Genomic DNA, 19,455 nt, shown 5'->3' with positions numbered 1-19,455 from the left:
CAACTCACGGCAGCCGTGGCTGCCTCAGATCGAAAACAGCGTCTGGGCGGGATCCGGCTGGAAAACGCCGGTCCGGGCTTCGTCGATCATCTGGGCCGCGAGCAGGTTCCAGCTGATGAAGTCGGGCGCAGCCAGCGGAGCCCCCGTGTCGGCGTGGTAGTTCTCGCGCATCATGCCGTTTTCGGCCAGGTCTTTGAGGCACAGCCTGGTCACGCGCTCGGCGACGGCCAGGGCGGCTTCGGGATAGCCGTAGTGCAGGAGCGCGTGCATAACCATCCAGTTGGCGTGCGGCCAGATCGGCCCCTGCCAGTTGGAGTATGGCTTGATGACGTTCTCGTTGTTGTAGGCCGGATCGTCGGCGGCCAGCGAACGGACGCCGTGCGGCGCCCACATTTTGGCCGGGGCCAGAACGCGCCGCTCGATCATCCGGCGGGCCCGCTCCGGCGAGGCCAGCCTGGCCCACAGGGGGATCATATTGCTGTACGTGTCGCGCCGGACGAGCGCCTTCTCGACCGCGTCGTAGGTATAGTAAGTCGCGCCGGCCTCGTCCCAGAGGACGGCGTTGACGGCGTCCGCCAAGCGGCGGGCCCGCTCGGCGAAGGCGGCCGCGTCGCCCGGCCGTCCGAGCCGGGCCGCGATAAAGGCCATGGCCCGGTAATCCAGCACCATGAAGCCGTTGACATCGCCGGCAGCCATGCTGTTGTGGTAGCGCCGGACGAGCGAGACGTTGTTGTCGGCGCCCGACTCCATGCTGTCCCACCATTTGACCAGGCCGGTCGCGGGATCGGACATCTTGCGCTCCCGGTAGGTGACGCAGGCGGCCATGGTCTCCCAGACCGGCTCGATCCAGCCGAAATCGCCCAGGGCGATCGAAGCGTAATAGGCGGCCTGGCCCATGAGGGGCTTGATCTGGTAGAGGCGGGCGTCGCGCCCGGACCAAGGCCGGATGCCGCCAGGCGTCTGGCCGTCGGGCTCGGTGAAACGCAGGAAGTTCAGGCACCAATTTTTGAGATACATGCCGTCGGCCCGGTCGATCGAGATGAGGTGGAGCCCGACGAAGAAGGCGTCCCAATCCCACTGCTCCTCGTAGACGCCGTTGGGCACGATATAGTCGAAGGGCAGGGCCCCGTTGGCCTGGCGCAGAACACGGCTCCGCAGGCTCCCGATCTTCAGGCGGGCTTCGACGGCCAGCCGGTCCAGAGCGGCCGAATCGGAGATCTCGAAGTGATGCATGGGCGCCTCCCGAGCGGATGATATCAGAATCGACCGGCCCGATCACGCCAAGAGAAACGTATCTATTTCCCGGCTTCGCGTTTAGAATAGACCAACGGCCGCGGCTCTCCGGACCCGGCACGGCAACACGAAACGCACTTCTCGCCTTGGAGGATCCGTCATGAGAAAAGCCCGCCGCCCGCTTTCGATCCTGGCCGCCGTCCTGGCCTTCGCCGTCCTGCCGTCCCGCCTCCCGGCCCAGGAGGCCAAGACCGATCCGGCCGCGCTCCGCAAGAGCGCGCCCAAGGTTTTCCTAGACTGCAAGGAGTGCGACGTCGACTACATCCGGACCGAGATCCCCTTCGTCAACTACGTCCGCGACCGCAAGGAGGCCGACGTCCATGTCCTGATCACGACCCAGAGCACGGGCAGCGGCGGCACGGAGTACACCCTGGCCTTTATCGGGCAGGGCGCCTGCGCCGGCCTGGACAACAAGCTCATCTACGCCTCCAACAAGACCGCCACGGAGGAGGAGATCCGCCGCGGCTACGTCGGTGTCCTGCGGATGGGCCTCATCCCCTACGCCGCCCGGACCCCGATCCGAAGCCTTATCAAGATCGAGCTGAATGAGAGCCTCGCGCCGACCGACGTCGTAGATCCCTGGAAATTCTGGGTCTTCAGCTTAAGTGTCGGCGGCGAGCTGGACCAGCAAAGCCAGACCAAGGACGAGACCTTGAGCCTCTTGGCCACGGCGGCCAAGATCACGCCCGGCCTCATGATCCGGTTGGGGCTGTACAGCCAGCTCACCAGGCAGCGGTTCATGTACGAGGAGGAGACCATCCTCAGCGACTCCGACTCGCAGGATTTCGCCGGGCTCGTCGTCAAGAGCCTGGGCGAGCACTGGTCGGCAGGCGTCTATCTGAGCGTCTCGTCCTCCACCTTCCGCAACCTGAAATCCAAGCTCATCCCCAACGCCGCCGTGGAATACGACCTCTGCCCTTACTCCCAGTCCACCCGGCGTCAGCTCCGCTTCCTCTACCGGGTCGGGCCCGAGATGAACCGCTACCGCGAGGAGACGATCTACGACAAGATGCGCGAGACGCTGTTCGCCCAGACCCTTTCGGCCACCCTGGAGATCAAGGAGCCGTGGGGCAGCCTCTCGGCGGGCCTGGAGGGCTCGAACTACTTCCACGATTTCGCTAAAAACCGGCTTCAGCTCCAAACCGAGCTGTCCTTCCGGATCTTCAAGGGGCTGGAGTTCAACGTCGACGGCTTTTACGAGCGGGTCCGCGACCAGCTCTCCCTGCCCAAGGGCGGCGCTTCGCTGGAGGAAGTCCTGCTGGAGCGGCGCGAGCTGGCCACGGAATACAACCTGGGCTTCCAGGTCAGCCTGAGCTACACCTTCGGCTCGATCTTCAGCAACGTCGTCAATCCGCGCTTCGGGACCCTGGGGCTGGTCGGCCACGACCATTACGACTGACGCGGCCGAACGCCAGGCCTGCGGCCTCGCCTACCTCACCCGCTTGTAGCGGATGAGCAGCGAGCCCGGCGCATCCGGAATCTTGACCGACAGCCCCTGGCCCAGCTCGCGGCCCGTCTTGACCACGGCGATCCCGTAATCCTCGAAGCTGGCCTCGTAGTCCCCCTCCGGGTCGAGCCCGCGCAGGCGGACGACGATCGAGGCGGCCGGCGCCGACGGCCGACGGAAGGCCAGGACAATTCCGTCGCGCTCCTCGGGCCTGTCCCATTGGAAGGCGGCCCAGGCCTCGTCGCCGGTCGAATATTCGGTCAGCGGATAGTAGTCGGCAAGGAAGTAGGGGCGCAGGGCGCGGAACTCGGCGATGTCGTCCTGGGCCAGGGGGATCGGGAACGAGTTGTTGAGCTCCCAGCCCGTGACCACGGCTCCGTTCATGGAGCTGCGGAAGTTGTACTTGCGCGGGTCGTTGTTGCCCGTTCCGCTCCACGGCAGGTAGAGGTGCAGGCCGTAGGTGTGGCACTGGTAGCCGTTGGGCTCGAAGTAGGAGTAGTCGGTGCGCCACAGCGGCACGCTGCGGCCGACGGTCTCCAGGTCGATGCGGCGGCCGCCGGAGGCGCAGTTGTCGATCAGCAGGCCGGGCTGGGCGGCCAGCAGGCCGTCCCAGAAGGCATAAAGCCCCGCGATGTGCTTCATCTCCGCGACGCCGACGCGGTCGGGAGCGTCCATAGCCTTCCAATAGAGCGCCGGGTCGAAGTTGAAGTCCTGCCGGTAGATCGAGACGCCCTCGGCTTTGAGGAAGCGTGCGATTTCGCCGATGAGCCAGCGGAGGGCTTGGGGGTCGCCCAGGTTGAGCAGGCGGTTGGGATTGCCGGGCAGCTTGGTCACCCACTCCGGATGCTCCCGGTCAATCCGCGTTCCCTCGTAGACCCGCTCGGGCTCGAACCACAGGACGAAGCGCTTGCCGTCCCAGGCCCGAGTGGCGTCGGTGATCGGCCTGAAGCCGCGCGGGAAGTTGGCTTTGTTGATGGTCCAGTTGCCCACACCCGCCCACCACGAGATGGAAGCGTTCTCGTACCAGCCGGCGTCGATCCAGCAGGCGTCCGGCTCGAGCTTGAACTGTCGCAGACGATCGATGGCGGCCAGGACATAGCTCTCGGTGGCGCAGACGTGCTCGTTGCAGGGCAGCGGGCCGCCGGAGCCGACGCTGCTGCTGAACGGCAGCATGGCCAGGGGAGTCTTCGGGAACGGCGAGTGGTGGGCCAGGATGAAGCGCCGGAAAAGATTGTGCCCGGCCAGACGGTCGGGGGCCTTCCAGAAGACGAGGGCCACGGAGGGGATGCGGACTTCCTCGCCGGGGTGAAGAACGAAGCGCGTCGCGGACTGGCCGGCTCTCAGGCGGATGGCCTGCGGCCCGGTCCTCTTCACGGCGGCGGTCCAGCTGCCGCTCCAGCCGATCGCGGCCATGACCCCGGCGCCATCAGAGGCGATGTTGAAGAACGGCAGAGCCGTCGAGTCCGATGACCGCCCGCCGGAGGGGCCGAACACCACTTCGGCATTGATCGCTAAAGCGTCCTGGACCGGGGCGAAGTCGCTGCGCGTGGCGCTGCTGCCCAGAGCGCGGTAAAGCGTCGCGGCGCCCGCGGGGCGGTCGGCCAGGACCACGTCGCAGGCTTGGAGGCCCTCGATGATCGGCGTGTCCTTGCCGCCCGCGTTCTTGAACCGGGCCACCCACTCGACGGCCGGAAAATCGGAATACATGGTCGTCACGACCGTCACCTGGAGCTTGGTCGCAGGGTCGGTGTAAACGGTGGTACGGATGGTTTTCGTCCCGGCCGTTTGGGTGTCGGTGACCGCGGGCCAGGACTTGAACAGGCCCGCGGACGGCTTGCCGCCGTATTGGAACGAGACAGCGGGAGTTTGGAGCTTTCCGACATAGGCCGCGGCGAACTTGTCCCGGGCCGCGCGGTCGTGGACGGACAAGGGATCGACCAGCGCGGCGGCGGGGATGACAAGGGCCAGGATGAGCAGCGGGCCGGCGATGCGTTTCATGACGGGACCTCCATTCTCTTCCCTTTTTCGGGGAGTCTAAGCCCGGCGGGATGGGGAGTCAAGCCCGCGGGCGGGCGGCGGCCCCGCCCTTGAACCCTATCCGCCGGGACGATATACTCGAATCGGCTTTCCCAATCCCCGTGCGAGGCCGCCGATGAACCCGAGTCTCCTTCTTCTGCGACGATCCGAGATCGCCTCGGTCCTGACGCTGGCTGACTGCATCCCTGCGGTGGAAGAAGCCTTTCGGATGCGGGCCGATGGAAAAGCGCTGGCGCCCGGCCTGATGCATATCGACGCCGACGGCGGGGAATTCCACATCAAAGGCGGAGGGCTGCGACTCGACGACCGGACCTACGTCGGCCTCAAGGCCAACGGCGGCTTCTTCCGCAACAAAGAGCTGTTCGGCCTGCCGGCCATCCAGGGCGTCATCATCCTGTTCGACGGGACGAACGGAACGCCGCTGGCGGTCATGGATTCGATCGAGATCACCATCCTGCGGACAGGCGCGGCCACGGCTGCCGCCGCCAAGCGCTTGGCCCGGGCCGACGCGGATACGGCGACGATCTGCGGCTGCGGCAACCAAGGCCGGGTTCAATTGCGGGCCCTGAAGCTTGTCAGGCCCAACCTCGTCAGGGCTTTCGCCTACGACGCCTCAGCCGAGACGGCCCGCGTCTTCGCCGCCGACATGTCCGCCGAGCTGGGCCTCGAGGTGGTCCCCGCCCCCGAATTGGAGAGCGCCGCCCGACATAGTCAAATCATCGTGACCTGCACGCCGTCCCGGAAGCCCTATCTCATGCGAGCGTTCGTTCGGCCGGGCACGTTCATCGCCGCCGTGGGAGCGGACAGCCCGGACAAGCGGGAGCTAGACCCGGCCCTGCTGGCGGACGCCTCGGTCTTTGTCGACATCCTGGACCAGAGCGCCCATGTCGGCGAGCTCCACCACGCCTTGGATGCGGGGCTTTTGACGATCGACAACGTCCGCGGCGAACTGGGCGACCTCATCGCCGGCCGAATTCCCGGCCGGACGTCGGACGAAGAGATCACGATCTTCGATTCGACGGGAACCGCGCTGCAGGATACGGCGGCCGCGGCCGCGGCTTATCTGGAGGCCGTCCGGCGCGGACTCGGACAACGCATCGTCCTCAATTCCTGAATGGGGGATGCCATGACCCAGCCCACGATCGACGACGTCCGGCGGGCGGCCGAACGCATCCGCCCCTATGCCCACCGCACCCCAGTGTTGACCTGTAACGCCCTCGATAAGCGGCTTAATGCTTCGCTGTTCTTAAAGTGCGAGAACTTCCAAAAGGTCGGGGCCTTTAAATTCCGCGGTGCGGTGAACGCGGTCTTCTCTTTGAGCGATCGGGATGCGGCTCGCGGGGTCGCGACGCATTCCTCGGGCAACCACGCCCAGGCGCTGACCCTGGCTGCCCGCATGCACGGCGTCCCCGCCGTCATCGTCATGCCGTCCAACGCGCCGGCCGTGAAGAAAGCGGCCGTGGCGGGTTACGGAGCTCGGATCGTTTATTGCGAGCCGACCAACGAGGCCCGCGAGGCGGCGCTGGCCGAAGTCGTCAAGGAAACGGGAGCGGCCTTCGTCCATCCCTCGAACGATCCGCTGGTCATCGCCGGCCAGGGGACGGCGGCGATGGAGCTCCTGGAGGAAATCCCCGGTCTCGACGTCGTCATGGCCCCGATCGGAGGCGGCGGCCTCATGAGCGGGACGGCCGTGGCCGTTTCCGCCTTAGCGCCTAAAACCCGGATCGTGGCGGCGGAACCCAAGGCCGCCGACGACGCTTATCGCTCGATCCAGGCCGGCCGCATCCTCCCCTCCCTCAGCCCCAAGACGATCGCCGACGGCCTGCTGACCTCGCTCGGCGACAACACTTATCCAATCATCCGCGACCTCGTCGAGCGGATCGTCACGGTTTCCGAAGCGGCCATCATCGAGGCCATGCGCTTCGTCTGGGAGCGGGCCAAGATCGTCATCGAGCCGTCGAGCGCCGTGCCGCTCGCTGCGCTTTGGGAGAAAGGATTCGAGGCCCCCGGCGCGCGGATCGGGGTCATCATCTCCGGCGGCAACGTCGATTTAAACCGCCTGCCTTGGCAATAATAAAGGTCATCGGCCAATTCCGGGGAGGGCGGTTCGGAGTATCAGCCCGGCGGCTTCGGCCTCTTCTCGCCTTTTCCCACAGTTCTCTTCGGCGCCTCGGAACTGCGCATTCTTGATCACCCGGTCTTCTTGACCACCCACTCCTTTTCGATTCCGTTGGATCGTCGCGTGCTCAAACAGCCCTCGGCACATGCAGCCGAAGGCGCTTACATATCCCCGCCTTCGAAGGCGGGGTAGGGGTGGTGATATCAATGAGAATAAAAGTGTTGTGCGCCTTCGGAATAAAAAGCTTTTCCTTCGCGATTTCGCCCTCGCGGGGACCGTTGAAGCAATCGTCCCATCGAGGACCGCGCAAAGCCTGGCCGTTGGCCGACACCCGGAACCGCTTGGTCTCCCCAGAATTTGGCGAAGAACCAATAAAAGAGCATTACGCTTAAAATTCAATCCGATAATTACAAAGAGCTTCTTCGACTTTGACGAGGGGGGCGGGGGTGAGCGCCGATGCGGTCGCTTCGCCGTCCTCGTAACGACCAGCGCCTCGCCCGTCGTCGCGAGGGCGGAAATATCGCCAATGCGGAGCCGCATTCCGGCTCTTTTTATTGGTATTACCCCTCCTACCTCCCCTATAACAGGGGAGGATTCGTCATGCGGCTCCGGCAGGTGCCGAGGGAAGCCGGCCCGGAATGAGGCCGGCCGGCGAGGATGTCTGAGCGTCCCGGGCGGTGTCCGTTAGATCGAATGCGGGACGCGAGTTCCGAGCCGCCGAGAAAACCGAGCCGTAACGGCGTAAATATTTCCGCCAGAGCGAACCCCCGTCCCCCGAGCCAAACCTTTTGATTTGAACCCCGTATTAGACTATGATTATCGCCCTTTTCTGGAGTTGTGCCTGCCATGAAGAAGAGAACCATCCTGATCGCCGTCGCGGTCGTCATCGTCGGTCTGATCGCCTTCTCGACCCTCCGTTCGAAGGCCGAAAAGCCGGTCAAGGCCACGGTCGAGAAGGTCAAACGGACCGACCTGACCGAGCTCATCTCGGCCTCGGGCGAGATCAAGCCCAAGAAGAACATCAACATCAGCGCTCAGATCCCCGGCCGCATCCTGAAGATCGGGGTGGTCGAGGGCCAGGAGGTCAAGCGCGGCGAGTTCCTGCTCCAATTGGACGCCTCCCAGTACGAGGCCAACGCCGATCGGGATCGGGCCTTCATCCAATCGACCAAGACCGAAGAGATCAAAGCCGAGGCGACCCTCAAGCGCAACCAGGACGCCTACGCCCGGCAGAAGAACCTCTATGACAACCAGCTCATCTCCAAGGAGCAGCTGGAGCAGTCCAAGGTCCAGCTCGAGATCGCCGACGCCTCCTTCAAGGCCATCAGCTTCCAGATCCAGCAGGCCCAGGCCTCGCTGAAGAGCACCCTGGACAATCTCTCCAAGACGGTCTTCTCGGCCCCGATCGACGGCATCATCACCAGCCTGCGGGTCGAAGAGGGCGAAGTGGCCATCATCGGGACCATGAACAACCCGGGCACCGTCCTGATGACCATCGCCGACCTGTCGGTGATGGAGGTCGAGGTCGAGGTCGACGAGACCGATGTCATCGGCGTCAAGCTCGGCCAGACGGCCAACGTCCGGGTAGACGCCTTTCCCGACCGGGTCTTCAAGGGCCTGGTGACGGAGATCGGCAGCTCGGCCCTGCAGAAGACCGCCGCCACCGCCTCGACCCAGGAGTCCCGGGACTTCAAGGTCGTGGTGACGCTGGAGGACCCCAAGCAGCTCAAGCCCGGACTGTCCGCCTCGGCCGACATCATCGCGGCCGAGAAGAAGGACGTCCTGGCCGTCCCCATCTCCGCCCTGGTTCTACGGGAAAAGAAGGGCGCGGACGGCGTGACGATCAAGGCGGACAAGAAGACGGTCGAGGAGGAGGGCCTCTTCATCGTCGATGCCGGCCGGGCCAAGTTCGTCCCGGTCGTCAAGGGCATCACCGGCGAGCTGGAGATCGAAATCAAGTCCGGGCTCAAGGAAGGCCAGGAGATCATCGCCGGCCCCTACGACGCCCTGCGCCTGCTCAAGGACGGCGACCTGATCAAGATCGATGAAAAGATCGAGGCCAAGAAGACCAAATGACCGAACCGAACGGCATCGTCATCAAGGTAGAGAATCTCGGCAAGATTTACGACCTGGGCAAGACCAAGGTCGAGGCGCTTTGCGGGGTCAATTTCGAGGTCAAACGCGGCGAGCTCATCTCCATCATGGGACCCTCCGGATCCGGCAAGAGCACCCTGATGAACCTGCTCGGCTGCCTGGATTCGCCCACCAGCGGGCAGTATTTCCTGAACGGAAAGCTGGCCAGCCGGATGACCGAGAACGAGCTGGCCGAGATCCGCAACCGCGAGATCGGCTTCGTCTTCCAAGTTTTCAACCTCCTGCCGCGGGCCACGGCCTTCCGCAACGTCGAGCTGCCGCTGATCTACAGGGGCACCCATAAAAAAGACCGCGAGACCCGAGTCAAGGCCGCCCTGGCCCAGGTCGATATGACCAACCGGATGACCCACCGTCCGCCCGAGCTGTCGGGCGGCGAGCGCCAGCGGGTGGCTATCGCCCGAGCTCTGGTCAACGAGCCTTCGCTCATCCTGGCCGACGAGCCGACCGGAAATCTCGACTCCAAAACCGGCCAGGAGATCCTCAACCTCTTACATAAGCTCCACGCCGAGGGCAACACCATCATCCTGGTCACTCACGATCGGGACGTGGCCGACCAGACCCAGCGAATCCTCTTCATCCGCGACGGCAAGCTGGAGCGCGAGGAGCGCAAGCCGCGCGCTTGAGGCCGGACCCCGCGTTGGGATAGATTAGAGGCATGACGGCCCCCCTCCCGCGGGAAGGATCGCTTCTCGAATCGCCTTTCGCCCGCCTGCTCTTCGATCTCTGGCGGGCGGGGACGACCGGCCGCCTGTGCCTCCGCAACGGCGGCGCCGAGAAAACCCTCCACCTCGAGAACGGCGACATCGTGGTCGAGCGGGAGGGCCTATCCGAGAAGGACTTTCTGGCCGCCCTGGTCAAAAAGAATTTTCTGACGGCCGAGCAGGCCAAGACGTGCGTCCGCGCGGCCAAGGCCGGGGACGTCTCGCCGTTCCGGGCCCTCGGCGACCTCGGCTTGATCTCGCCGCAGGCCCTCTGGAGTCTTCTGGAATCGTTCTACGCCCGCCGGATCTTTCCCCTGTTCGACTGGGAGGCCGGCGTCTGGGCCCTCGACACCGAGGCGGGGCTTCCCGTCCGGGAACGGCTGGGCCTATTGCCCGCCCAGGAGCTCATTCTGCAGGGCGTCCGCCAGATGCGATGCCTCGCCGTCATGGATCGCTTCCTGCCGGACGAAACGGTCCCCATCCGCGTCTTCGCCCCGGCCCATTTGAACCGGATCGTTTGGGAGCCGCACGAGCGGTACGCCCTCCAAGTCATCGGCTGCGTCGCCAACCTGAAAGCCTTCGGCGAGGCCTGCGAGATCGGGCGCTTGGAAGCCCGCAAGATCCTGTTCGCCTTCTTCGCCCTCGGCGTCGCCGGGCCGGCCGAGGGGGAGCCCCGCCGGCCGCGCGGCGAGGATAGCGCCGACGGCAACGGCCGGGCGGTCGAGAACCTGAACGAGAAATGCGCCTTTCTTTATCGCTTCGTGACCAAGGAGATCGGCCCCTTGGGGCGGACCATCGTGGCCCGATCCATCGAGGAGGTCCGACCCGGGCTCGGCCCCCTATTCCAGAAGGCGTCCCTCCTGCCCGACGGCCGAATCGAGGCCGATCCCGCCCTCAAACCGGGCTCGCCGCACATCCCTGAGGAGCTCCGCAAAGCCCTGCTCCGCGGCTATGAAGAAATCCTGATGGCCGAAGTCCTGGCGGTGCGCAAGGCCCTCGGCGCCCGGCACGAAAGCGCCCTGGTGCTGGCCCTCGAAAAAGTCGGCGCCCCATGAACCGGCGTCAGATCCTGGCCGGACTCATCTTTCTGACTCTCCTGGCGGCCTATGCCTTCATCCGCATCGTCCTCTGACGGCCGCGTCCTGGTCCTCGTGGTCGGCCCGACCGCGGTCGGCAAGACCGCCCTAGCCGTCTCCCTGGCTGAGCGGTTCGGCGGCGAGATCGTCAACTGCGACTCGATGCAGGTCTATCGCGGCTTCGACATCGGCACCGACAAGCCCGGCCCGGAAGAGCGCCGCCGCGTCCCTCATCATCTGCTCGACATCCGGGACGGTCGGGATCAATTCACGGCCGCCGACTTCGCCGCCCTGGCCTCCGAGGCGATCTTCGACATCACGGCCCGCGGCCGCCTGCCGATGGTCGTCGGCGGGACGGGCCTTTACGTCAAGGCCCTCCTCGACGGATTGTTCCCGGGCCCGGGCCGGGAGGATGCCGTCCGATCGGCCTTGGAGGAGGATTTGCGGCGGAACGGCCTGGAGGCCCTCTACGCCCGGCTGGAGGCCGTCGATCCCGTTTATGCCGCCAAGATCGGCCGCCGCGACCGCATCCGCATCATCAGGGCCTTGGAAGTTCAGGCCGTGACCGGGATCGCATTGTCCGAGCATTTCCGCCGCACCGCTGGATTCGTCCCCGGCTACCGGACGATCCGGATCGGGCTGGAGCGGGAGCGGGCCGAGCTCTGCCGGCGGATCGAGGCCCGGATCGCCCGCATGTTCGAAGGCGGGCTTTTGGACGAGGTGAGGGGGCTTTTAGCCTCGGGCTTGGACGAGTCGGCCCCGCCCTTCCGGGCTCTCGGCTATCGCCACGCCCTGGCGGTCCTGCACGGCGAGATCCCGGCCGCGGAGGCCGCCGCCCGGACCGCCATGGATACCCGCCGCTACGCCAAGCGCCAGATGACCTGGTTCCGGCGCATGGAAGATCTGCACTGGTTTGCCGCCGACGACGTCGACGGGGTCGCCGCTTTCATCGAATCGAGCTTGAGGTGAACATGGAAAAAGCCGTCTTGGTCAGCCTGGCCCGCAACGCCAGGGAAAAGATTGAAGCCGAGGAATCGCTGGCGGAGCTTGGGGGGCTCGTCCGGGCCGCCGGCGCCGTAGTCCTGGAGTCGGTCCTGCAGATCCGCCCCTCGATCAACCCCAAGACCTATATCGGCGAGGGCAAGGCCGAGGAGATCGGCTGGCTGGTCGAGGACAAGGACGCTGATTTGGTCGTCTTCGACGTCAGCTTGAGCCCCAGCCAGGGACGGAACTTGGAGAAGGAGCTGGGTGTGCGGGTCATCGACCGGACCCAGGTCATCCTGGACATCTTCGCCCGCCGAGCCCGCTCGACCGAGGGCAAGCTCCAGGTCGAGCTGGCCCAGTTGAGCTATCTCCTGCCGCGGCTGGGCGGGAAGGGCATCCAGATGTCCCGGCTGGGCGGCGGCATCGGCACGCGCGGCCCGGGCGAGACGAAGCTCGAGGTCGACCGCCGCCGGATCGAGCTGCGGATGTCCCGCATCAAGGACCAGATCCGCGGCCTGCAGACCCGCCGGGCGGGCCAGCGGCAGAGCCGCCGCAAGAGCCTTATCCCCCTCGTGGCGCTGGTCGGCTACACGAGCGTCGGCAAGTCGACCTTGTTCAACCGCCTGGCCGGGGAGTCGACCTGGACCTCGCCCCAGTTGTTCGCCACCCTGGACCCTCTCGTCCGGCGGGTCCAGCTGGCGGACGGTCTGCTCTATTTCCTCAGCGATACGGTCGGCTTCATCCGCAAGCTGCCGCCGCAATTGGTCACCTCGTTCAAGGCCACTCTGGAAGAGGTCCTGGAATCCGACGTCATCTTGCACATCATCGACCACGGGTCCGAGGGGTCCGAATCCCAGGCCGAGGCCGTGACCCGAATCCTGGACGAAATCGGGGCCGGCGACATCCCGCGCCTGCTCGTCTACAACAAGATCGACCGCCTGCCCGACGCCGAGGCCTGGCTGGCCCGCAACGACGGGCCCGAATCCGACTCCGTTTACCTTTCGGCCCGGACTGGAGACGGCCTGGATGCCCTGGAACGGCGGCTGCGGCCTCTCCTATACCGCGGCCTCAAGACTTTCGATCTGCGCATCCCGCGGGACCGGGTCGGCCTCCTCGACTCCCTGGCCCGCTGGACTCTGATCTTGAAAAAGCAGGAGCACGGGGATTATTATGAGGTGCGGGTCATGGCAGATCCCAAAGGCATGATATCCTATCTCCCTTATATCGAAGGCGGACGAGGAGAGCTTTGATGAGGAAACCGATCCTGCTGATCGCCCTGATCCTGGGCGGCCTGGCCGCCTGCATGACGGGGCCGATCGTTCGGCCGAATATTTACATCGAGCCTCCCTCGCCGGGCGCGGCGGCCAGCCTGACCCTGGACGAGCGCATCGCCGTCCAGGACGCCTGGACGGCGCTTCGCGAAGGCCGGTCGGACAAAGCCCGCCGGCTGTTCGCCAAGCTCCGGCAGGACAATCCCTTCGTCGCGGCCGGCCTCGGCTACCTCGCCATCATCGACGAAAACCTGCCCTCCGCCGAGGATTACCTGCAGCGGTCGCTCGAGCTGCAGCCCGAGATGATCGTCTCCTACTTGGGCTTGGGCCAGGTCTACCAGAAAACGGGCCAAAACGAACAAGCCCACCGGATGTACCTGGAGGCCCTGAAAAGAGACCCGGAGAACGCCTTCGCCCGGAAGAACTCCGGGGCTCTGGCCGAGACGCTGACCGACGCCGCCATGGCCGAGGCCGAGCGGGCCGCGGCGGCCGGGGAGACGGAGAAAAGCAAGTCCGCTTATCTCCAGGCCCTGGAGTATTCGCCCCGGCTCAAAGGCGCCCACACCGCCCTGGCCCGCCTCTTCATAAAGGAAAAGGACTTCCACAGCGCCTATCTGCACATGAAGGCGGCCGGAGACGAGCGGGCCGAGGACGTGGGGTTGCTGCGGGATTTCGCCGACGCCTTGTATAAATCGGGCCAATGGTCGCGGAGTCTCGAAATCTACGAGCAGATCGTCACGCTGGCTCCGCAGGAAAAAGCCGCCAAGGACCGCATCGAGCAGATTAAGAACAGGCTGGGGGTCGTCGACCTGCCCGACCAATTCGCCGGCATCGCCTCGGCCCCGTCTCTGGCCAAGGAGGACGCGGCCGCCCTGATCGGCGTCCAATTCCGGGAAATCTTAGCCGATCTCAACCCCAAGACGCCCGTCATCGTCGATATCACGACTTCCTGGGCCCAGCGGTACATCGTCAAAGTGGCGGCGTTGGGCATCCTGGAGGTTTATTCCAATCACACCTTCCAGCCCAAGAAGACCCTGAACCGGGCCGAGTTCGCCGAGACCCTCTCGCGGCTGATCGAGGTGCTCAAGAAGAACGGCAGCAAAATCCTGCCCCAGATCCCTCTCGACCGCATCCGGATCGCCGATGTGCCGCAAGAGCATTTCTACTTCATGCCGGTGGCCCAGTCCATCGCCTACGGCCTGATGGAGCTGGCCCCCGACCGGACCTTCAAACCGGAGCTTGCGGTGACCGGCCGCGACGCGGTGCGGATTCTCGATCTGCTGGCCGGGTTGGCCCGTTGAGGGAGCGCCTCCCGGCATGAAACGGGCCCGCACCGACGGCCTGCGCTCGGACGTGTGGACCGTCCCGAACCTAATCAGTTTTTTCCGCATCCTGCTGGCCCCGGTCTTCGTCTGGGCCGTCCTCAACCACCGGTCGCGGGAGGCTTTGATCATCTTCTTCGTCGCCGGAGTCAGCGATTTTTTGGACGGGCTGGCGGCCCGCATGCTCGACGTCCGGACGAAGCTGGGCATGATCCTCGACCCGGCCGGCGACAAGCTGCTCATGGCCGCCGCTACCATCCTCCTGACCATACGGCCCCTGGCCCGGCCCAACGCTCTGCCGCTGGCTCTGACGCTGCTTATCTTCGGCCGCGACCTGCTGATCGCGGCCGGGGCTTTGATCGCCTACCTGGGCTGGCGGCAGACGACGTTTCCGCCTTCGCTCCTGGGGAAATTCAGCACCGCTTTCCAGATGGGCACGGTCTTTCTCGTCCTGCTGCTCAACGACTTGGGGAAAGCTCCCGGCTGGATGGCCTGGTTCTACATCCTCACGGCGGCGCTGACGTTCGGATCGGGGGTCGATTACTTCCTCTACGGCCTGCGGACGGCCCGCGAACGCCGGGCCCGACGGGCCTGAAGCCTACTTGACGCTCTTGTCGATGAAGCCGCCGCGGAGCGTCTTCCAGAGGATCTTGAGGTCGAAGAGCAGCGACCAGTTCTGGATGTAGAAGAAGTCATACTCCAGCCGCTTCTCGATCGAGGTGTCCTGGCGCAGGCCGTGGACCTGGGCCCAACCCGTCAGGCCGGCCCGGACCTTGTGGCGGAGCATGTACTTGGGGATGGCCTCGGTGAATTCCTTGACGAACTCGGGCCGCTCGGCCCGCGGGCCGACCAGGCTCATCTCGCCCCTGAAAATATTGACCAGCTGAGGCACCTCGTCGATGCTGTATTTGCGCAGGAAACGACCGATCCGGGTCATCCGGGGGTCGTCGGGCTGGCACATCTGCGGTCCGTTCGTCTCGGCGTTGCAGATCATGGTCCGAAACTTGTGGATGCGGAACCGCCGGCCGTCGTTGCCCACCCGCTCCTGATGATAGAAGACGGGACCGCGCGAGGTCAGCTTGATCAGGACGGCCACGATCAGAAAGACCGGGGACAACAAGAGGAGGCTCAGCCCCGAAACCCCGATGTCCATCGAACGTTTGACCATCTTGGCCGCGCCCTGCAACGGGACCTCGTCGATGGAAATGACCGGGAAGCCGTCCAGGTCGTGGACCATCGCCTTAAGGGTCAGAAGCTGGAATAGATCGGGCACGATCCGGACGTTGACCGGATACTTGTTGACGATCTGGAGGGTCTCCACGATCTCGGCGTAGTTGGCCAGGCTGAGAGCGACATAGACTTCCTGGATGGCTTGGGCCTCGATGACGGCCCCGATATCGGCCGCCCGGCCGAGCACCGGCAGTCCGCCGTCGACCACGATCATCTCTCCGACCGGCCTATCGTCGTCCAGGAAGCCTTTGATGACGAAGCCCAGGTCCTTATACTCGATCAGCTTCTGGGCCACCGTGCGGCCCTGTTCGCCGGCTCCGACGATCAGGACGTTTTGCAGGTTCTGGCCGCGGGCGTAGCGGCGGTTCATGAAGTAGTAGATCTGGTTGCGGAAAAAGGAGATGGTGAAGACGACGGCCACGGCGTAGATGGCTAGGAAGACATGCGACAGCTTAATCAGGTTGAATCGGAAGAGGGGCGCGGCGCCCTGGGTGTAGGCGTTGAAATAGCTCAACAGGCCCAGGACGATCATGACCGAGAGCAGGGAGTTTAAACAGATGTAGACGAAATCCTCAAGCTTCGTCCGCCGCAGGCGGGCCTTGTAGAAGCCCTGCAGATAGAAGACCCCAAGATGGGCGGCCAAAAAGATCGGCAGGAGGATCAGGTAAGACCCGATCCGGGGTACGCCTTTGACCGGATCGACCGGCAGGATGTAGGCGTAAAATCGGAATAAGTATGTGTAGAGGAAGGACAGGACGATGGCCAGGACGTCGCTGAGAATAAAAAGACCCGACAGGCGGGCCCGATGTTTGGCGATCACGGCTTTTCCTTGGACTCCCGCCACTTGGCTTGGAGGAAATCGCTGATTCGGCTCTTGAAACGGTCGCCGGAGAACAGGAGCGCATGCTCCCGAACGGCCCGGCTATTAAAGGCCAGGCCCCGGAATTTGTCAAGAGCGCCCAGAAGCCCCTCCACATTCGGAGTCTTGAAGAAGAGTCCGGTGACGCCGTCCAGGACGGTTTCCGTGGCTCCGCCCCGGCCAAAAGCCACGACCGGGGTCCCGCAAGCCTGGGCTTCGACGACGGAGATCCCGAAGTCCTCTTCCCCCGGCAAGAGGTAGAGCCGGGCGTTCCGGTAGATCTCGCGAAGATCGCTGCCGCCCAGGGCGCCGGTGAATTCGAGGTTGGGCTTGGCGGCCGCCTTAAGGGCCTTGTAATCCGGTCCGTCGCCCACGATCTTGAGGGGAAGTCCGTTCCGATTGTAAGCCGCTACGGCCAGATCGACCCGCTTATAGGGGACCAGCGCGGTCACGATCAGGTCAAAATTCCTGGCGGGAGCCGCCTCGCCGAGAGTGAAGAATTCCGTATCCACCGGGGGATGGATAACGGCGGCGGGCCGCCGGTAATACTTTTCGATTCGGCGGGCGACCGCTCCGGCGTTGGCCACGAAGTGGTCGACCCGGGCCGCCGACGTCACGTCCCATTGACGCAGCGCATGGATCATCGGCGGAATCAACAGCTTGGAAAACACGCCGAGTTTCCCGGGACCGAAGTAGGCCCAGTATTGATTCCAGGCATAGCGGACGGGGGAATGGACATAGGAAACGTGCAGGGCGTCCGGATGGGGAATGATCCCTTTGGCGACGCAGTGCGAACTGGAGATGACGAGGTCGTAGGCCTGCAGATCGAACATCTCGGCCGCCATGGGGTACAGGGGAAGGTACCAGCGATAATGGCGCTTCAGGAAGGGCATCCGTTGAAGAAAGCTCGTTCGGACAACCTTCTCCTCGATCTCCGCGGCTTGGCTGCCCTTGAAGTGGAACAGGGTGTAGATCGGCGCCTCGGGGAAGAGCTCGGCCAGGGCTTCGAGAACCTTCTCTCCCCCCCGCCGGCCCGTCAGCCAGTCGTGGACCAGGGCGACGCGCATTTTTTCCATTTCTGCCACCGATTATATGGAGGGGGGTCAGGGAAAGTCAATTTACCCCGCCTTCGTCTCCCATCTCCAGGGCCTGCGTCGCGGAGTCCGGTCCGGCGACGCTTTGGTCGTCCTCGACAGGAGAGTTGCCTCAACGGTCCTCGCGAGGACGGCTTCGGGTTTTTAACGCCCTCCTGCGCTTCTCTGGCTCGGCGCCTCAGCGCTTCGCAGTCCTCGTCGGGACGTCGCTTCGACGGTCCCCGCGAGGACGGAACTCCGCACCATCGCTCTCCCAAATCCGCACGATCTCCCACGCCGTCTCGTTCCCGATGACCATTACGTGCTCAAACATCCCTCGGCGCCTGCACAGCCAGGTTCCCTCGAAGAGGGGCGCAAAAAAGCTAAACCCGCGCGGTTTCGCCCTCGCGGGGACCGTTGAAGCAATCGTCCCGTCGAGGACCGCGCAAAGCCTGGCCGTTGGCCGGTCTTGCTGCGTTGTTCCCTCGCCAGAATCATGGCTATAGAAGGAACTGTTCACGCAGCATGATACCGTTGCCCCCCAACGGCACACGCCGAACCGCGGACTTTTCCCGGAATTGGGAGATGGATCTTACTATCAAGGAAATGAAAAAACCCTATTTTGGGGGGCATAAAGAGGAATAAATTTCCGAATAATCCGAAACCATTCGATCCAGGGTGAATCGGGGTGGGATCGTCGACTTGGCGTTCGCCGCCAGGCGGGCGGCCAGGGCGGGATCGCACAAAAGGCGGTTTATAGCCGCGGCCAGGGCGGCGGGATCAGCGGGCGGGACGAGCAGGCCCGTCTCGCCGTCGGTGATGATCTCCCGCGTCCCCCCGATGTCCGTGACCACGATCGGCTTGCCCAGGGAAGCGGCCTCGATCAAAACCAGAGGCAGGCCTTCCCACAGGGACGGCAGGACGAATATATCGAAAAGGGACATCAGCTCGAGGGCGTCGGGGCGGGCGCCGAGCATGGCGAAGCGGCGGTCCAGCCGCAGGCGTTTGACCTCCACCCGCAGCTTGGGCTCGAGCTCGCCGCCGCCGGCGACAAGGACTCGGACCGCGGGATGCGCTTCAAAAATCGCCGGAACCGCGCGCAGGAGGTGGATCAGCCCCTTCTGCCTATGGAGCCGGGCTACCGTCCCGATCATGGGACCGCTGATGTTCAAGTGCAGCCGGGCGAACTCGACTCGTTCAGCGAAGGACTCGGAGGCGGTACCAGCGAGGTCGATCCCGTTGCGGACGAGCTTGAGATTGGCTACGGGCGCCAGCCGCCGCTTCCCGGCTTCATCCAGATCGGCTTGGGAGACGAGCACGACGGCGTCCGTCCGGCGAGAGCAGTATCTTTCCAGCAAGACGAAGGCAAGACGGGCCGCCGGATTGGTGTAATGGAGATAATGGATGCCGTGGATGGTGTGAACGACAGCTTTCACCCCGGCCCGGCGGGCGGCCAGGCGGCCATAAAGGCCGGCGACCCCGCCATGGGTGTGAAGGATATCCGGCGGGTTCGCTTTGAGATCGCGGGCGATCGCCCGCACCAGTCCCCGCTTGAGCTTGCCGCCGAACGGCAAGGGACGGAACGGGATCCCCGCTTCGCGGGCCGCGTTTTCGAGCGGGCCGCCACCTTGGGCACCGATCTCGACTTCGAAGCGGGCTTTATCGAGGCCGCGGGCGAGCGACAGGAGCACGGCCTGCCCGCCGCCCAGAAAAGGCTTGTCGATCATCTCCAAGACGCGCCTTCGGCTCATAACAGCTTCCCCTTGCGCCGGAGAAGCTCGCGGTAGCGTCGGCGGATCTCCTTGCCCTCATGATCCCTGAATTCGCCCCGCGCCGACATCCAGGCCAGGCTGGCCCGAAGGGACGTCTTGAGCAGGCTCCGCGAGACA

15 protein-coding genes are annotated in these 19,455 nt (G+C 64.7%); 10 read left to right on the top strand and 5 right to left on the bottom strand.

The features are described from left to right. Positions 1-24 precede the first annotated feature (24 nt). Positions 25-1,233 carry a trehalase family glycosidase gene (locus NTZ26_11035; protein MCX6561029.1) on the bottom strand — a complete coding sequence of 403 codons (1,209 nt, stop codon included), beginning with the start codon at positions 1,231-1,233 and terminating at the stop codon, positions 25-27. 160 nt (positions 1,234-1,393) lie between these two features. Here NTZ26_11035 and NTZ26_11030 point away from each other — a divergent pair, with 160 nt between their 5' ends. Beyond that, complete coding sequence (locus NTZ26_11030) at positions 1,394-2,692, top strand: hypothetical protein (GenBank protein MCX6561028.1); 1,299 nt, start codon at positions 1,394-1,396, stop codon at positions 2,690-2,692. A 30-nt stretch (positions 2,693-2,722) separates the two neighbouring features. Here the strand turns inward: NTZ26_11030 and NTZ26_11025 are convergent, their stop codons facing one another. After that, a complete protein-coding gene (locus NTZ26_11025; GenBank protein ID MCX6561027.1) occupies positions 2,723-4,738 on the bottom strand; it encodes an alpha-galactosidase in 2,016 nt (671 codons plus the stop codon). A gap of 154 nt (positions 4,739-4,892) precedes the next feature. On the opposite strand from NTZ26_11025, the gene NTZ26_11020 reads away from it, so the two are divergent. The 9 genes from NTZ26_11020 to NTZ26_10980 all read left to right on the top strand — a co-directional run bounded on the left by NTZ26_11020 (position 4,893) and on the right by NTZ26_10980 (position 14,999). Continuing rightward, positions 4,893-5,891, top strand: coding sequence for an ornithine cyclodeaminase family protein (locus tag NTZ26_11020; GenBank protein ID MCX6561026.1), 999 nt, complete (start codon positions 4,893-4,895; stop codon positions 5,889-5,891). Between the two features lie 12 nt (positions 5,892-5,903). Next, positions 5,904-6,851, top strand: coding sequence for a pyridoxal-phosphate dependent enzyme (locus NTZ26_11015; protein ID MCX6561025.1), 948 nt, complete (start codon positions 5,904-5,906; stop codon positions 6,849-6,851). An 891-nt stretch (positions 6,852-7,742) separates the two neighbouring features. Further along, entirely contained in the window at positions 7,743-8,972 is a 1,230-nt protein-coding gene (locus NTZ26_11010; GenBank protein MCX6561024.1) for an efflux RND transporter periplasmic adaptor subunit, read from the top strand. Beyond that, a complete protein-coding gene (locus NTZ26_11005; protein ID MCX6561023.1) occupies positions 8,969-9,673 on the top strand; it encodes an ABC transporter ATP-binding protein in 705 nt (234 codons plus the stop codon). The genes NTZ26_11010 and NTZ26_11005 overlap by 4 nt, the downstream gene beginning before the upstream one ends. A 32-nt stretch (positions 9,674-9,705) precedes the next feature. Further along, the gene (locus tag NTZ26_11000) at positions 9,706-10,806 is read left to right on the top strand and encodes a hypothetical protein (protein MCX6561022.1); all 1,101 of its coding nucleotides are present in this window, start codon (positions 9,706-9,708) and stop codon (positions 10,804-10,806) included. Between the two features lie 51 nt (positions 10,807-10,857). Further along, complete coding sequence (gene miaA, locus NTZ26_10995; protein MCX6561021.1) at positions 10,858-11,796, top strand: tRNA (adenosine(37)-N6)-dimethylallyltransferase MiaA; 939 nt, start codon at positions 10,858-10,860, stop codon at positions 11,794-11,796. Between the two features lie 2 nt (positions 11,797-11,798). Then, positions 11,799-13,061, top strand: a complete 1,263-nt coding sequence (gene hflX / locus NTZ26_10990) for a GTPase HflX (protein MCX6561020.1) — start codon at positions 11,799-11,801, stop codon at positions 13,059-13,061. Next, positions 13,061-14,383 carry an S-layer homology domain-containing protein gene (locus NTZ26_10985; protein ID MCX6561019.1) on the top strand — a complete coding sequence of 441 codons (1,323 nt, stop codon included), beginning with the start codon at positions 13,061-13,063 and terminating at the stop codon, positions 14,381-14,383. Before hflX ends, NTZ26_10985 begins: the two co-directional genes overlap by 1 nt. A 16-nt stretch (positions 14,384-14,399) precedes the next feature. Then, entirely contained in the window at positions 14,400-14,999 is a 600-nt protein-coding gene (locus NTZ26_10980) for a CDP-alcohol phosphatidyltransferase family protein (protein ID MCX6561018.1), read from the top strand. Between the two features lie 3 nt (positions 15,000-15,002). Here the strand turns inward: NTZ26_10980 and NTZ26_10975 are convergent, their stop codons facing one another. The 3 genes from NTZ26_10975 to NTZ26_10965 all read right to left on the bottom strand — a co-directional run bounded on the left by NTZ26_10975 (position 15,003) and on the right by NTZ26_10965 (position 19,317). After that, on the bottom strand, positions 15,003-16,454 hold the full coding sequence (locus tag NTZ26_10975) for an undecaprenyl-phosphate glucose phosphotransferase (protein MCX6561017.1): 1,452 nt from the start codon (positions 16,452-16,454) through the stop codon (positions 15,003-15,005). Next, a complete protein-coding gene (locus tag NTZ26_10970) occupies positions 16,451-17,560 on the bottom strand; it encodes a glycosyltransferase (protein ID MCX6561016.1) in 1,110 nt (369 codons plus the stop codon). Before NTZ26_10970 ends, NTZ26_10975 begins: the two co-directional genes overlap by 4 nt. A gap of 623 nt (positions 17,561-18,183) precedes the next feature. Then, on the bottom strand, positions 18,184-19,317 hold the full coding sequence (locus NTZ26_10965; protein ID MCX6561015.1) for a glycosyltransferase: 1,134 nt from the start codon (positions 19,315-19,317) through the stop codon (positions 18,184-18,186). Between the last annotated feature and the right edge of the window lie 138 nt (positions 19,318-19,455).

The sequence above is a fragment of the Candidatus Aminicenantes bacterium genome (assembly GCA_026393855.1).
Taxonomy (GTDB): Bacteria; Acidobacteriota; Aminicenantia; order Aminicenantales; family UBA4085; genus UBA4085.
This window is presented reverse-complemented; position numbering and strand designations above follow the sequence as displayed.

Excerpts from the sequence above, each read along its gene's own strand:
- NTZ26_11010 (MCX6561024.1), top strand. The coding sequence starts at position 7,743 with ATGAAGAAGAGAACCATCCTGATCGCCGTCGCGGTCGTCATCGTCGGT.
- NTZ26_10985 (MCX6561019.1), top strand. The coding sequence starts at position 13,061 with ATGAGGAAACCGATCCTGCTGATCGCCCTGATCCTGGGCGGCCTGGCC.
- NTZ26_11035 (MCX6561029.1), bottom strand. The coding sequence starts at position 1,233 with ATGCATCACTTCGAGATCTCCGATTCGGCCGCTCTGGACCGGCTGGCC.
- NTZ26_10980 (MCX6561018.1), top strand. The coding sequence starts at position 14,400 with ATGAAACGGGCCCGCACCGACGGCCTGCGCTCGGACGTGTGGACCGTC.
- miaA (MCX6561021.1), top strand. The coding sequence starts at position 10,858 with ATGCCTTCATCCGCATCGTCCTCTGACGGCCGCGTCCTGGTCCTCGTG.
- NTZ26_11015 (MCX6561025.1), top strand. The coding sequence starts at position 5,904 with ATGACCCAGCCCACGATCGACGACGTCCGGCGGGCGGCCGAACGCATC.
- hflX (MCX6561020.1), top strand. The coding sequence starts at position 11,799 with ATGGAAAAAGCCGTCTTGGTCAGCCTGGCCCGCAACGCCAGGGAAAAG.
- NTZ26_11020 (MCX6561026.1), top strand. The coding sequence starts at position 4,893 with ATGAACCCGAGTCTCCTTCTTCTGCGACGATCCGAGATCGCCTCGGTC.
- NTZ26_11025 (MCX6561027.1), bottom strand. The coding sequence starts at position 4,738 with ATGAAACGCATCGCCGGCCCGCTGCTCATCCTGGCCCTTGTCATCCCC.
- NTZ26_10965 (MCX6561015.1), bottom strand. The coding sequence starts at position 19,317 with ATGAGCCGAAGGCGCGTCTTGGAGATGATCGACAAGCCTTTTCTGGGC.
- NTZ26_11000 (MCX6561022.1), top strand. The coding sequence starts at position 9,706 with ATGACGGCCCCCCTCCCGCGGGAAGGATCGCTTCTCGAATCGCCTTTC.
- NTZ26_11005 (MCX6561023.1), top strand. The coding sequence starts at position 8,969 with ATGACCGAACCGAACGGCATCGTCATCAAGGTAGAGAATCTCGGCAAG.
- NTZ26_11030 (MCX6561028.1), top strand. The coding sequence starts at position 1,394 with ATGAGAAAAGCCCGCCGCCCGCTTTCGATCCTGGCCGCCGTCCTGGCC.
- NTZ26_10970 (MCX6561016.1), bottom strand. The coding sequence starts at position 17,560 with ATGCGCGTCGCCCTGGTCCACGACTGGCTGACGGGCCGGCGGGGGGGA.